Source organism: Wolbachia endosymbiont (group A) of Opomyza germinationis (assembly GCF_964264765.1).
GTDB classification, from domain to species: domain Bacteria; phylum Pseudomonadota; class Alphaproteobacteria; order Rickettsiales; family Anaplasmataceae; genus Wolbachia; species Wolbachia pipientis.
This window is the reverse complement of sequence record NZ_OZ183482.1, coordinates 1082260-1096873: the sequence shown is the minus strand read 5'-3', so window position 1 is coordinate 1096873 and position 14614 is coordinate 1082260. Positions and strand designations below refer to the sequence as shown.

General features: G+C 36.1%; 13 protein-coding genes and 1 tRNA gene. 5 read left to right on the top strand and 9 right to left on the bottom strand.

Translation table 11 applies throughout. The features are described from left to right. Positions 1-2 precede the first annotated feature (2 nt). Both lpdA and ACFEL3_RS05435 read right to left on the bottom strand, forming a co-directional pair. The gene (gene lpdA, locus ACFEL3_RS05440; protein WP_010082459.1) at positions 3-1382 is read right to left on the bottom strand and encodes a dihydrolipoyl dehydrogenase; all 1380 of its coding nucleotides are present in this window, start codon (positions 1380-1382) and stop codon (positions 3-5) included. After that, positions 1375-2484 (bottom strand): PQQ-binding-like beta-propeller repeat protein, encoded by a 1110-nt coding sequence (locus ACFEL3_RS05435; RefSeq protein WP_038228167.1) that lies wholly within the window; start codon positions 2482-2484, stop codon positions 1375-1377. Before ACFEL3_RS05435 ends, lpdA begins: the two co-directional genes overlap by 8 nt. A gap of 359 nt (positions 2485-2843) precedes the next feature. Here ACFEL3_RS05435 and ACFEL3_RS05430 point away from each other — a divergent pair, with 359 nt between their 5' ends. The 3 genes from ACFEL3_RS05430 (at position 2844) to ACFEL3_RS05420 (ending at position 3770) form a co-directional block, all read left to right on the top strand. Then, a complete protein-coding gene (locus ACFEL3_RS05430) occupies positions 2844-3137 on the top strand; it encodes a transposase (RefSeq protein WP_080717625.1) in 294 nt (97 codons plus the stop codon). A 262-nt stretch (positions 3138-3399) separates the two neighbouring features. Further along, positions 3400-3549, top strand: a complete 150-nt coding sequence (locus ACFEL3_RS05425; RefSeq protein ID WP_285520262.1) for a hypothetical protein — start codon at positions 3400-3402, stop codon at positions 3547-3549. Continuing rightward, positions 3498-3770: a hypothetical protein gene (locus ACFEL3_RS05420; RefSeq protein ID WP_227738602.1), complete on the top strand. Its 273-nt coding sequence runs from the start codon at positions 3498-3500 to the stop codon at positions 3768-3770. The genes ACFEL3_RS05425 and ACFEL3_RS05420 overlap by 52 nt, the downstream gene beginning before the upstream one ends. Positions 3771-3876: 106 nt before the next feature. Here ACFEL3_RS05420 and ACFEL3_RS05415 read toward each other — a convergent pair. From ACFEL3_RS05415 to ACFEL3_RS05385, 7 genes are all read right to left on the bottom strand, one after another. Further along, positions 3877-3963, bottom strand: a tRNA-Ser gene (locus ACFEL3_RS05415). A 31-nt stretch (positions 3964-3994) separates the two neighbouring features. Beyond that, entirely contained in the window at positions 3995-4801 is an 807-nt protein-coding gene (locus ACFEL3_RS05410; RefSeq protein ID WP_010962809.1) for a DUF2163 domain-containing protein, read from the bottom strand. A 436-nt stretch (positions 4802-5237) separates the two neighbouring features. After that, positions 5238-7217: a porin gene (locus ACFEL3_RS05405; protein WP_010962806.1), complete on the bottom strand. Its 1980-nt coding sequence runs from the start codon at positions 7215-7217 to the stop codon at positions 5238-5240. A 207-nt stretch (positions 7218-7424) separates the two neighbouring features. Further along, positions 7425-8246 carry a 3'-5' exonuclease gene (locus tag ACFEL3_RS05400; RefSeq protein WP_006279435.1) on the bottom strand — a complete coding sequence of 274 codons (822 nt, stop codon included), beginning with the start codon at positions 8244-8246 and terminating at the stop codon, positions 7425-7427. Further along, entirely contained in the window at positions 8239-9123 is an 885-nt protein-coding gene (gene era / locus ACFEL3_RS05395) for a GTPase Era (RefSeq protein ID WP_010082484.1), read from the bottom strand. The genes ACFEL3_RS05400 and era overlap by 8 nt, the downstream gene beginning before the upstream one ends. Before the next feature lie 250 nt (positions 9124-9373). Beyond that, positions 9374-10396: a cytochrome d ubiquinol oxidase subunit II gene (cydB, locus tag ACFEL3_RS05390; protein WP_010962802.1), complete on the bottom strand. Its 1023-nt coding sequence runs from the start codon at positions 10394-10396 to the stop codon at positions 9374-9376. Beyond that, positions 10389-11795 (bottom strand): cytochrome ubiquinol oxidase subunit I, encoded by a 1407-nt coding sequence (locus ACFEL3_RS05385; protein ID WP_138264951.1) that lies wholly within the window; start codon positions 11793-11795, stop codon positions 10389-10391. Before ACFEL3_RS05385 ends, cydB begins: the two co-directional genes overlap by 8 nt. Positions 11796-12725: 930 nt before the next feature. Between ACFEL3_RS05385 and ACFEL3_RS05380 the strand changes: the two genes are divergently transcribed. Then, positions 12726-13346, top strand: a complete 621-nt coding sequence (locus ACFEL3_RS05380; protein ID WP_010082437.1) for a superoxide dismutase — start codon at positions 12726-12728, stop codon at positions 13344-13346. Next, entirely contained in the window at positions 13343-14614 is a 1272-nt protein-coding gene (locus ACFEL3_RS05375; protein ID WP_010962800.1) for a M16 family metallopeptidase, read from the top strand. Before ACFEL3_RS05380 ends, ACFEL3_RS05375 begins: the two co-directional genes overlap by 4 nt.

Sequence of the window (14614 nt, the reverse complement as noted above, 5' to 3'; positions counted from 1 at the left end):
AATTATTTTTTAAAGAAAGCATCGATGCACGCATCTCGAAAGGCTTCATTTATATCAGGATGAGAGTGACAAATTCTGTATATATCCTCTGCTGCTGCGCTATATGCCATTGCAACTGCTGCTTCGTTGATTAGCGTATCAGCGTATGCTCCTATGATATGCACACCTAGTATTGTATCTGCTCTGCTACAAGTCAGCACTTTCACGAATCCTTCAGCATCATCAGTGATTTTTGCTCTGCCGTTTGCAGCAAATTGACATTTACCAACTTTGTACTTACGGCCAGCATTTTTGAGTTCCTCTTCGGTTTTACCAATCGAAGAAACCGCAGGGTGAGTGTAAATGACAGATGGTATGATTCCATAATCAACGTGAGGTGACTGTCCTGCTATTATCTCTGCAACTGCCACTCCTTCTTCCTCTGCTTTATGAGCAAGCATTGCTCCACCGATCACATCACCAATAGCAAATATTCCTTTCACATTAGTTTCATATCTGTTGTTAACTTGAACGAAACCGCGATTATCTTTTTCTATTTTTTCATCAATACCAAGATTCTCAGTGCATGGTTTGCGTCCTGCTGCCACCAATACCTTATCCGCCTCTATAGTGTTTGTTTGATTATCTTTTACAGAGCAAACTTTCACACTCAAAGAATTACTACTTTGTTTTATCTCCTCAACTTTAGTGCTAAGTAAAAATTTTATTCCTTGTTTTTGTAGACTAGAAAGTAGAGACTTACTTAATTCTCCATCCATTGCTGCAGCGATTCTGTCAAAAAATTCTACTACAGTGACTTCAGACCCTAGCCTCCTCCATACAGAAGACATTTCAAGCCCTATTGCCCCGGCTCCGATTACGACAAGTTTTTTTGGTACTTCAGTTAAAGATAATGCACCAGTTGATGAAATAATACTTTTCTCATCGATATTAATTCCTGGCAAAGAAATAACGTCAGAACCGGTTGCAATTACTATATTTTTTGTCTTCAGCACCTTACCTTCAACTGAAACTTCAAGATTACCTTGGTCAAAAGAAGCAAGCCCATTGATTTTAGTGATTTTGTGAAGGTTAAACAGATATTCTATACCTTTTCCAAGTTCCTGAACTCTGGCGTCCTTATAGCCTAGCATTTCTTTTAAATCGAAACTTGCATCCTTAATTTTTATGCCAAGCTTCGACAGATCATTTTTCGTGTGAGCATACTGATAGGAAGAATGAAGTAGTGCTTTGGAAGGTATGCATCCAACTCGCAAGCATGTACCACCAAAAATGCTATTTTTATCTATGCAGGCAACTTTCAATCCAAGTTTTGCAGCAGCGATAGCACACTTATAGCCTCCTGGGCCACCACCTATAACAATTAAATCATAATCAGTCATAAAAAACAAACCTATTTTCTAAAGAATAAACACCTTTTCCCTCAGTTGTTACATATATCTTATTGCGAGTAAACACTGGAGTGTGAAACACATTACCAGGTACTTTGACTACCTTTCCTGCACTTTCAGATCCCGGAAAAGCAAACATTGAACCTTTATTGCTTGTCACCCACAGTGTATGGGCATGCATAATTGGAGCAAACAATTGCGTATTTTCTATTAAATCAGATGCCCAGACTGTTTCTCCATTTTTTATATCCAGGCCAATTATTTTATCGTCTTTAGTAACTATAAAAATTCTTCCGCCTTCTTTTTGTTTCTCTGCAGGAATAAGAGGACTATAATATGACTCAATGTCTGATACACTTTTTACTTGCAGTGACTTTGACCATAAAATATTTCCTGATTTCACGTCAATGCTATAAATATAAGAATTATTTGTAGCTATTAAAGTATCGCCAAGCACTCTCGGTGTAGTAGTTACATCTGTGAGCTGTGTATCCAAAAGGTTTGTAGCCAATTTTTGGCTCCACAATTTTTTACCGTCTTCATTAAAAGCTATTAACTCACCATTTGAAAATGGTGCTATTATTTTATCATTAGAAATTGCTGGCGATATGGAATACAAACCTCGAACCTCATTGATGCCGTTTTGATAAGTCCAAACGAAGCTGCCATCTTTTATATCAAACACGTACAGATAATTATCAATAGTCAATACTACCAATTTATTGTTTATTACTGCTGCTTTCCCTCTTACTGGAGCTCTCAATTCTTTTTCCCACTGAATCTCGCCGGTTTTTGCATCTATTGTGTGTAGAACGTTATCCACTATAAAGAAAACGTTTCCTCTGTGACGCAATAGGCTCATGTTACTAATTTTTTTTCTGTGTGAGAGGTGTAATTTCCAATTCATAGCCTTTGAGTTATCAATATCAAAGGAATATAAAGCGCCGTGCTTGTCTGATAAAATAACGCTATCTTCTGTAAGCACTGGAGCTACATATCCTTGAGATAGTTTTTTATCCACTAGACTTATTCTCTCGCTTGCCATTGTGTAACTGCTACACAATAACATTATCATGACAATTATTACTTTCATTATTTATTGAAAACAAGATTCATTAATATACATCTTAAGAACCTTAATTACAACGGAAATGTTCTTGCTGCATGTTAAAAACGTTGATTTATGAACGAAATATTATATTATTATGTGAGATAATGTATACTCTTAGAGGTAGTACACCTCATCCACTATGCGGCAACGTGCATAGCTGTACGAACATTGAGATATAAAAGTAATTTATACCAAGAAGAAAGATGTCATCCAAATAGCCTCTTTTCCTGTCATCCCAGTGCTTGACACTGGGATGGCTCTGTTGCATCGCAACTGAAAAAATCTGGTGGCTACTGACAAAATTCATTATAAAATAGCCATTTAACCGCTTAAGGAAAAATATGCCACAAAAAATGAGAGTTAGTAACTGCCATGAATATAACAAATTTCTAGAAAAAAGAGGAAATATTTTTCGTTACATCGATAAAGCTATCGAAAATTGGTATGAAAATAGTCCAAAAATGCAGGGCGGCAACTATATTTATAGTGATAAAGTTGTGATTTTAGTGCATATAATCGTTAATCTTTTTAGAATTGGCTTAAGACAAACAGTCGGGTTTATAAAAGGATATTTGCAACAAATAGGAAGAGATTTAGCAGTTATCAGCTATTCGCAAGCTTCAAAAAAAACTTAATATTAAGATCAATGATTGCAGAATTGATAAAAATAATATGGAAGATATCGAAATTGCCATAGATAGCACAAGCATCAGCATTTATAACAACACACAGCAAGGAAAATAGCGCTGACAGAAAATATCGTGGTTATGAACAGACAAGAAAATTGCATGTAATGTTGAATATAAACAGCAAAAAAGCCATAGCTGCAAAATACAGTAACGGTCTGATCACTATGGAGCTTGCGATTTACTTAAAGGAGTTAATTTTCAGCATGCCATAAAAGCACTATATGCAGACAGAGCATATGACAGACATAAACTCTATAAATTGTGTGATGAATGCGGCATAAAGACAAAAATTCCTCCAAAAAAACAATGCAGCAGAGCATCCAAAGTATGGCAGAGAGAAATGCTGCAATTAGACTAATAAAGTCATACAGCGAAGATGGAATGAAGAGGTGGAAAAGGCAAACAAACTACGGAAAAAGATCTTATGTAGAAAGTTTTTTCTCGCGACTGAAACAAACATTCGGGTTTAATTTTCGGAACAAATCTGAAATTAATCGTGGGAAGGAACTGCTACTCAAGTGTTATTTGCTTAATCAATTTACTGACATTGGTATGGCTAAATTTGAAATGGCTACATGAATTTATCGTAAATTACCACCGCATAGTTGTAACATTGTACCATATTACAATGTTCGTACAGTTGTGTGCGCGACCGGGGGTTTTATACTATTCTAGAAGTAACATACGGAAAAGGGGGGATTCGAACCCCCGACATATTTTCATATGTGCACGCTTTCCAAGCGTGTGCTTTAGACCACTCAGCCACCTTTCCATGCTTATTCATAATATTGAAAATTGTACTGCTAAACAATATAAAAACCTGGTATATAGGGTTCACCACGAAAATTCACAGTATTGTTAAACTTGCTTCTGCAAGTTGGAAATGTTTTATCGCAACCTGCGAGTATTGAATATTTATCTCCAGCAAAAATTTGGTATGGAGGCGAAGTAAACAACGTAACTACTTTATTTTTATATTCTTTTACTACACCTTCAAACGCTATTGAGCCAAAGAATTTTACTACTCCGTGCTTATAATATTCATCACTCTCAGTTAAATTCGTGTCTTCAAATCTTCTTTCGTCTATTACTTTAGTGATTGTACTTATTTTACTAAATTTTTTAGTATCGGCTTTACATTTATCATCGCAAAATTGTGCTCTGCATGCAGGAGAGTATAATTCTGCTATGCTTCTCTCAAGCTTTGCTGAAAGCCCTCTAATTTCAACAATAAATCTTCCACTACTTAATGTCACTTTACCAAAAATTCCTGAATGTAGATTCATTGTTCCCTGGGTCAAGTCTTTATAATTCACAAGAAATATTTCAATATTTGCAAAGTCGTACTTTCCTGATAAAACATCTTCTTCTTTAATATCAGCACTATTTAATATCCCTTCAATTTCTAGATTATCAGTTTTCAAATCGCTGTTTAATATTATACTACTGGCTGTAAATCCACTTGAAGATTTATAGAGTATATTATCAATATTTAAATCTTCATCATAGTCAGTGAATCCCATTACTTCTCCACCTGCGAGCTTTAATTTCCAGCACGTAGCGGTGGTAAGTAATTCTCCAGCTAAATGATTTTTTAGTGTGGTTTGCATAGGGGCCTCCTGCTTAATTGATTAAATTTGAAAGTAGCTATACGGCCAGTAGAATAAGGGCAGTGTGTTCTTTTCTCATCATCTAAGTAGCCATAAAGCGTCATTCCGGTGACCATAGGGTGTCATTCCAGTGCTTGACACTGGAATCCAGGAAATTTTGCTTGTAAGTAAGCAAACTGATTTGGTGAGCATAAAAAGTGGCTGATCTTATGCTGAATAAACGCTTTTGATGAAGTTGCATGGAAAGCTGGATCCCAGTGTCTGGGCACTGGGATGACATCCTTCTTGGTGGAGTGTCCTCAAATCACAATGTTCGTACAGTTGTGTGTCACGCACTGGGATGACAGGAGAGAGGACACCATATGTTTATTTGATCGACAAATAAACACTAACAGACAAGAATACACCACAGTTAACTGTGGTGTGTACTGGCTGGTTAGAAAGAAAACTTCACACCAGTAAGAAGGAGAATTCCTTGGTTAGAAGGTACATCAGCATCAGACTCATCTTTCAGCTTACCTGTTTCGTTAGTCATAAAATAATGGAGAGCTGCGTAAGGAACAAATTTGCTCTTACTGCATGCAGGAGACAGATCATATTGAACGCCAAGTGCACCATCATGAAGCATATCTTTGTCATTCATTCTGCTGCCAAAATACGTCAAACTTGTGTAGATATTCTCATGTTGATACCCAGCTCCTACAGTCCAATACATGGTATCTATACTATCTTTACCAAATTGAGCTTTCAGCCCTTCCACTCTTTTGCCATCAGTAGCATCTTTACTATCAATTTCCGTGTAGGTATCACCAATTAATTTTTTAATACCCTTCGGTTGACCAGATTTGCCCAAGTATGCAAAAGAGGCAGCAAACTTTACGCCTTGATCTTCATTAATCTTATAATCAGCGCTTACACCAAAATTAACACCCATCAGGTCATTATACTCCACAAATTCCTTATAAAGATGCTTATCTTTACTTGGTTGCTTTGGAAAGCCATATTCACCAACTGCAGAAGTTTTAACTTTTATGTTATGTTTATCAAAGTCATATTCATATGATGCACCAGCACTTACTATGTGCTCATAGTCTGGGCCGACATGCTTTATCGTTTCCTTATGTTCTATCTTACCGCCTTTATCTTCTGAAACTGTTTCTTTTACAGTAAACAAACCACTATCATAACGAGGTGAGTAGCTGATACCAAATCTTGCGCCCATATAATTTGGTGAGTAGTAAGCAACTCTAAATGGCAGTGTAGTCATAACGCCTTTGTTATATTTCCCTGCCATGCGGAAAGAGAATTTTTCACTTTCACTCGAAAAACTTTCAGTGTAAAGACGTGGTGTTACATAAAATGGAAAGCTAGCAGCGCTTCCTTCTAAGTTCACTTTTCTGAACCAGTCACTATCTGCAGCTCCGTCAACAGTCGCAATTCTTGTTGCATCAAGCCTCATCAGAGCCTCAGGACCAAATTGGTAACCAAGCTTCACGTCACCATATTTTGAGTTAACAAACACATGCGCACTTCTGCCTTTTGCAGCATAAACACCCTGTGAAGCTCCCTTACCTTCGGTCACTGGAACATGAAACTGCACGTCAGCACCATAAAGAAGACCTAAATCTTCATTCTTATTTTCTGCTCTGAGGTGCAATATTGCATCAGCAATCATACCCATATCGTTGCTGTAATCACCAATATTTCCTATTCCTTCATAGAATATTGGATTTGCTCCTCTTGTTATATCTGGAGTGGCATTATAATACTCTGTAGATCTGTTTGGCATAACGTTATAACGTTTATAATCTGCGCCACTTGGTCCAGCTTTGCCATAACCTTGAGCATCAACAACACCACCAAAAGTTATTCTTAAATTACTTTGCCCTTGATTGGTATCGATAATATCAACTCCACCAACTGAAACAACAGGACTTGCCTTACCTTTTTCCTCTGTATTTTTGTTAACAACTTTTATATCCTTCTTTACATCTTTAGCTTCAACTTTAGCATTCTTAGTTTTAGAACGCTTAGTTTTTGAAACTTTACCTTTTTCTATATTAGAATTCTTAGCGTTTAGAGCTTTCGCTTTTGAATCCTCTATAAGCTTTGCTTTTTTCTCATTTGCTAGCCTGATCTCCTCTTTTTTCTTCTGCTCGGCTGCTAATCTTAGCTCCTCTTTTTTCTTAAGCTCTTCAGCTTTTTTTCTTGGATCAGCATTACATATTCTGTCCATCTTTTCTTTCAGTTTTTTATTTGATGTTTTCATAACTTCCACTTTTCCAGAAGTTTTTGTGCTCTCTTGCTTTTTTATTTCCTTCATACTCTCATCAGGAAAGTCAGCTGCAAAACTGCTGAAAGAACATAAAGTTAATAAAGAAACTAGAGCAGTTCTAGTATACATAGACTTTTTCATGAAGTGCCCCCAAAAAATTTCGAAATCATATCTTAAATGTAAATAGTATAAAAATGTTGAAAATTCAACTTAAAGCAACCTTATAACGAAAATAAAAGTAAAATGCAATACCTTAAAAGCAACTTTCTTAATATGCTCAACGTGTATATTAACCAAAATTTAGTACAGAGGTTCGCTTGTTAGTGCATTATAACTCGACTATTTATTCTATGGAAGTAAAATTTTTCCACCACAAGTTATTTGCCATTCTTCTTTAAATTTCTTTAGGTATTCTTTTTTTTCGCACTCTAAAAGTAGCTCTTCCACACTTTTGTTGTAGCTTTCAGTAGTAATCCTTCCCTGATGATGCATGAACCTTAAGTAAATCAAATAAGTGTTAATTACATCTGTTTCACAATAATCTCGAATCTCTTGTATCTTGCCGCTATCGTATAAGTCCATAACTTGTGACCCATCAACTCCAATCTTACCAGGAAGATTAAATGCTGCACAAACTTCGTTCATTTTTACTCTCGCAGAAGCTCCAAAATCAGAGAGGGATTCAAGCAAATCACAATGCCAATCACTGCTATATCTCTGATTGTAACTATTCCACTTATCGCCAGCTTTATGAAAATATTCTGCTTGAATGCCATGGACCATAGCACGATACTTCAGCACTGGTATATCAAAAGTGCGTCCGTTGAACGAAACTAATCTTGGCTTTTTCTCTGATATGTAGTTAAAAAATCCTTTCACTAGCTCCTTTTCACTGGAATTTAGTGTGCCTCCAGATCTTATTTCTTGCAGTGTGAACACCTCATAACCACTCTGGTAGCTTATATTGCAAAGTAAAAAACTAATAACTACAACAAGGTGAAAAGGCTGACGCAGAAAAGAGTTTTGCCCGTTTGTTATTTCAAGATGATATTTTGTTAATGCATCCCTCTTCTCTTCTACACTACTATCATCACTAATATTGAGTAAATTTTTGCAGGAATTTACATCTGGTATAGTTTCAATATCAAATACCAATAAAGAATTAAGCATTGCCTATATACTCCTCCGGACGGTCGATCCAAGGTCGCACTTTCACAAATAAAAAGAGGTGTACCTTGCACTCAAATAATTTTTCTAGTTCAGCACGCGCTTCGATATTAATTTTTTTAATATTACTGCCATCTTTTCCTAGTACTATTTTTTTATGACTATCTTTCAACACAAATATGATCTGTTTGATGACTAAACTCTTATCTTTTTTTTCCTCAAATTGTTCAGTTATAACAGCTGTAGAGTATGGCAATTCTTCACGCAAGTTCAAGAATAATTTTTCTCTCGTAATTTCTGCTGATAAAAAATTTGTCGAGGAATCGGTTATTTGATCTTCTTCATAAAACCAGGGGCTCACCGATGCAACTTCAGACAAGTAATTCATCAAATCAGAAAGTCCATCATTCTTTAATGCTGATATCATAAAAACCTTTTCAAATTTATAAAGCAAATTCAGATGCTCATGCGCCATCTTTAATTCAGGCCTTTTTACCAAATCAGTTTTATTGATAACCAAAATGCATCTGCCTTTTGTGCGCTGCAGCCGCATAAATATAGTCTTAATTCTTTCTATATTTTTCAAATAATTGCTTACATCAACAAGCAACAAAGTGATGTCACTATCCTTAACTGCCGACCATGCAGATTTGACTAAAGCTTTTTCAAGTTTTGTTTCTGCTGAGAAAATTCCTGGGGAGTCAGTAAAGACAATTTGTGTGTTGTTGCATGTTGCAACACCCCTTATTTGCGTCCTTGTTGTTTGCACTTTAGGGGTGACAATTGCAATTTTCTTGCCTATGATGCTGTTAATTAATGTAGACTTCCCAGCATTTGGTAAGCCAGCTATGGTTACAAATAAGCATTTTTGTTCTTTCACAAAGAAAATTATAAAGAAAACTGAATGCCCGCGTCAAGCTACTTATATGACAAGAAGGATGACAGAACCCTTTTTGGTTAGCATGCAAAAAGGAAAAAAACTTATTCTACAAATTAAAAATACAATATACTCAAAAACTTTTCAGAAAATCCATAGGAGGGTTTGCTAATGAAGGCTCTTGAGTTGACGCCATTGCCTGAACGACTGCTTGATTTAAGGGTAACGTTTTAACCATAAGGTCACTAACTCCTTAATATGTGTGTTCATAATTTGATTTTCCACGAAAGACATAATAGCAATAACCAGTGTAAGTTAAAATGATTGGTAAAAGCGGTATTATAACAATGAGCATTAAAGATAAACTTGGCCCAGAAGCAGCTGCATCCAGAATGGTATATTGAAAAGGTATAATCCATGGGTAGATACTAATTCCTAAACCTAAATATCCCATAAAAAAAATAGCAATACTGAGAAAGAATGGACGGTACTCCCGTTTAGTATTCTGAAGATCAAACCACAGCATGAAAAATAGCCAAGATGTGAGTAATGGAATAGAAAATAAATAATAAAAATTTGGCATGCTAAACCAAAAGTTTTTAATACGTTCATTTAAAAATGGTGTCACTACACTCACTAGTCCCATGAAAATACCTACAAAACCAAGCGTATAAGAAGCAACCTTGCGTGCCCATTCTTGTGTTATATTTTCTGTCTTCATTATGAGCCATGTAGAACCTAAAAGTGCATATCCAAATATCACAGCAATGCCTGTCATTACACTAAAAGCACTTGCCCAATCAAATTGGCCACCAGAAAAGTTGCGTCCGTTTACTTCTACACCATGTATAAATGCACCTAAAATCATGCCTTGGCAAAATGCAGCACCAAGTGACCCAAAATGAAAGGCATAATCCCATAATCGCCTGTATTTTCCTTCTGCCTTAAAACGAAACTCAAAGGATACTCCGCGCACTATAAGGCCAAGCAGCATAATAATGATTGGAATATAAAAAGCAGGCATTAATATTGAATATGCAAGAGGAAAAGCAGCAAACAACCCTCCACCACCCAATACCAACCATGTTTCGTTTCCATCCCAAAATGGTGCAATTGAGCTTATCATGTGATCACGGCATTTATCTGACGGTGCAAAAGGAAGTAAAATACCAATACCTAAATCAAACCCATCCATTAAAATATACAGTAAAACAGCTATGGCAATTAGTAATCCCCAGATTAGGGGTAAATTAATTAAGGAAGAAAAATCAAACATGATTGTTGTCCTTTCCAGATGTACCAGCATCAATCACTGAAGCTCCAATACCGTGTTTATAAAATTGCTCTTCTTCTTTAATGACAGGAATTCCTTTGTATATAAGTTTCAGAATATAGTAACTACCTGCTCCAAATATAAGGGTATACATAACGATAAATGCAATCAAAGACCATGCAACCTGAGGACCGGTAATCGCAGATGAAAATGATTCAATTGTGCGCATAATTCCATATACAGTGTAAGGTTGACGGCCAATTTCAGTAGTAAACCAACCTGCAAGTAACGCTATGAACCCAGACGGCATCATTGATATCCACCATCCATGTAAGAAACAACTTTGGAATAATTTGCCACGAAGATACTGTATAACACTTACTGACCCAATTATGATCATTAAAATTCCAACTCCAACCATTATACGGAAGGACCAGAATACCCATACTACAGGTGGTCTATCTTCTTTTTTCCATTCCTTTAATCCTTTTACTTCTCCTAAAAAATCATGTGTTAAGATCAAGCTGGCAAGATTAGGAATTTTTATCTCGTAGTGATTAATTTCATTTTGCTGATCCGGATAAGCAAATAAAAGTAAGCCAGCCCCTTTTTCGGTTTCCCATATACCTTCCATTGCAGCAATCTTAGCAGGTTGATGCTTTAGTGTATTTAATCCATGCCTATCTCCCATGAACAGCTGAAATGGTGCAGCTAAAGCTACCATAATGGTTGCCATACCAAGCATAATTCTTGCTTGAGGAGCATGTCGTTTTCTCCAAAGATAAAATGCTCCTACACCACCAACCACAAAAGCTGTTGTAAGATAGGCTGCTGTTACCATATGAATAAAGCGATAAGGGAAAGAAGGATTAAAAATAATCTCTAACCAATTGGTTGGATATAGGAGACCATTCTCACCAATCGTGAATCCAGCGGGTGTTTGCATCCAACTGTTGGCCGCAATAATCCAAAAAGCTGAAATAAGCGTTCCCACTGCAACAATACAAGTAGAAGCAAAGTGCATACGAGAACTTACTCTATTCCATCCAAATAGCATAATACTCAAAAAAGATGCCTCCAGAAAAAAGGCTGTTAAAACCTCAAAGGAAAATAGAGGGCCGAGAACATTGGCTATGCGGTCAGAAAAAATCGACCAATTGGTACCAAGTTGATATGACATTACAACTCCAGATACCACTCCCATGCCAAAAGCAACGGCAAAAATCTTGATCCAGAATTTATAAACATCACGGAAACGTGTATCACCAGTCTTAAGCCAACACCATTCCAAAAAGGCTAGAAAACTTGCAAGCCCGATCGTGAAAGCAGGAAATATAATGTGAAAGCCTATTGTGAAGGCAAACTGAATTCGAGCTAGCAGCACAGAACTAAATTCAAACATTTTATCCAATACCCATGTATTACAAATAATAGCCAAATCTACCTATAATTCAATCCATTTTTTCACAAAATTGACCTTACCCAGAAAAAGTAGAGAGAAAGTTAAGACGTTTTTGTCATGAGAATAAATTGTGCAGGAATACAACTGTTCTCCCTTGTCATACCGTCACGGTATCTCTAGATCCCGCTAACACGTAGCGGAATGACGAATTACTTAACCATCATTACACCGTCATACCGCGATTCATTCGCGGTATCTCAAAGCATAGATCCCGCTAACACGTAGCGGGATGACGGTTGTTGTTTAGCTATAAATATTAAGAAATTTACCAAATGAAAAAAAAGGCAAAAGAAGCCCTGGGGTTATTATCCGCTTTAAAATATTGGCGTTTTTTATGTTTTAAACGCTTGACAAGCGAGATTCAGCCGCTTTTAATTGCAACTAACTTACGCTGCAAATGTTTAAGAAATTTACTAAGCAGAAAAAAAGACAAAGAATCCCCGAGTTAGCTAGTCTTTTACTATCTCTGTCGAGTATTGGCATTTTTTGATGTCTTGTAACGCTTTATAAGCGCGTTCAGCTTATTTAGATAAAAACCTAGATGTAGATGAAGTTTTGTAAAGACATACAGTATCTATATACTGCAAAAAATTGAACATAAGACGCCGATACATTAAGTAATCCTTACCTTTTAATCTGCAGATTGGCGAAAGCAAATACAATAGCTTCAGTTTCATGATAAGGGGGTTGGCGAAGGGTGTCAAGTAACTTTTGCATTTAATCCATTTCTATGGCTTATATAATAATCGTTATTGTAGTATAATTTAGAATAATGCAATAGATACCTAAATGTTTTAGCTATTAATTATATGTTGCACAAAAGCATATATTGCCCTACCATCCAAGTAGGTTAGAAATAAAGAGGTTTTTATGAGTTTTACTTTACCTGAATTACCATACGATAAAACAGCTTTGGAGCCTTATATATCTGCAAAAACCTTAGATTTTCATTATGATAAGCACCATAAAGGATATTTAAATAAACTCAATGAGCTAGTTGAAAATACGGATTATCAACATGTAAAAATTGAGGAATTAATAACAAAAGTGCATGGTAATAGCGGCAACTTGCCTATATTTAATAATGCAGCACAAGTTTGGAACCATACTTTTTATTGGAATTCAATGAAAAAAAATGGTGGTGGTAAGCCTAAAGATGGTAGTCTTCTAGCAAAAAAAATTCAAGACGATATCGGTGGCTTTGATAAATTTTATGAAGAATTTTCGAGTCATGGAGTAAGCCAGTTTGGCAGTGGATGGGTATGGTTAGTGCTCGAAAAAGGTAGGTTAGGAAAGCTCAAAATCACCAAGACTCCAAATGCAGATTTGCCAATAATTTATGGCCAAGTGCCACTACTCACTATGGATGTGTGGGAGCACGCCTATTATTTAGATTGTCAAAACCGTAGAATTGACTACATAAAAGTTTTCCTTGATCATTTGATTAATTGGGATTTTGCAGAAGAGAACTTAGAAGAATATATGAGATGAATATACCCCGGGTAACAAAATTAGATAATGGTCTGCGCATAATAACTGAGCAGGTGCGTGATATTGATTCCGTAGCTTTAAGCATACGAGTTGGTGTTGGCAGTAGAGCAGAAAGTGCAAAGCAAAATGGAATATCCCATTTTTTAGAACACATGGCTTTCAAAGGGACGAAGACAAGAACTGCCTTTGAAATTGCAAAAGCTTTTGATGACATAGGTGGAGTTTTCAACGCTAGCACCGGTAGGGAAAGCACCACCTATTATGCAAAAGTCCTCAAGAAAGACATAAAAACTGGTATTGATATATTAATAGATATATTGATGAATTCCACGTTTCCAGAAGATGAATTGGAACGTGAGAAGGGTGTTGTAATACAAGAGATTTTTCAAACTAATGATTCACCAAGTGACATTATTTTCGACAAATATTTTGAGGCAGCTTATAAAGACCAACCATTTGGTAGGTCAATCTTAGGCACGCAAAATACTGTAAAATCTTTTACTCGAGGAGATCTAGATAATTACATAAATGAGCATTACTTTGGTGAGAATATGCTATTTGCCGTTGCAGGAAATGTTGAACATGAAGAAGTTGTTGCATTAACCAAAGATTTTCTCTCAAAGATTCATTCTAAAAAGCTGAAAAAAAGCCAAAATGCGAGCTGTACTGGTGGTGAGTATTTAGAACATCGTAAATTAGATCAGGTACACTTGCTAATTGGTCTACCTAGTGTTTCTCGCCATGACGATAAATATCACACGTTTCAAGTGCTTGATTCTATATTAGGGAGCGGAATGTCATCACGTTTATTTCAGGAAGTAAGGGAAAAGCAGGGATTAGCTTACTCTGTTTATTCATTTAATTCCAGCTATACTAATACAGGAATGTTTTCCATTTTTGCTGGTACAGACAGTAGTAACTTAGATAAGCTTTTAAAATCTATAACGACAGAGTTGAAGAAGTTGTCTACAGATGATCTGAAGGAAGAAGAAGTAAATAGAGTGAAAGAGCGAGTAAAATCCCAAATTTTAATGTCACGCGAAAGTGTTAGCTCACGTGCTGAAACATTGGGACACTACTACGGTAACTATAATAGGTACATCAGTAAAAATGAATTAATAGAAAAAATTAGTGCAGTTACCACTGCTAACGTAAAAAAAGCAGCAGAAGAATTGTTATCTCAGCATGAAAAAACCACTCTAGCTGCAATTGGAGAAATTGAATCATTGCCAAGTTACGATAAAGTGGTTTCTATGCTTAAAGCTTAG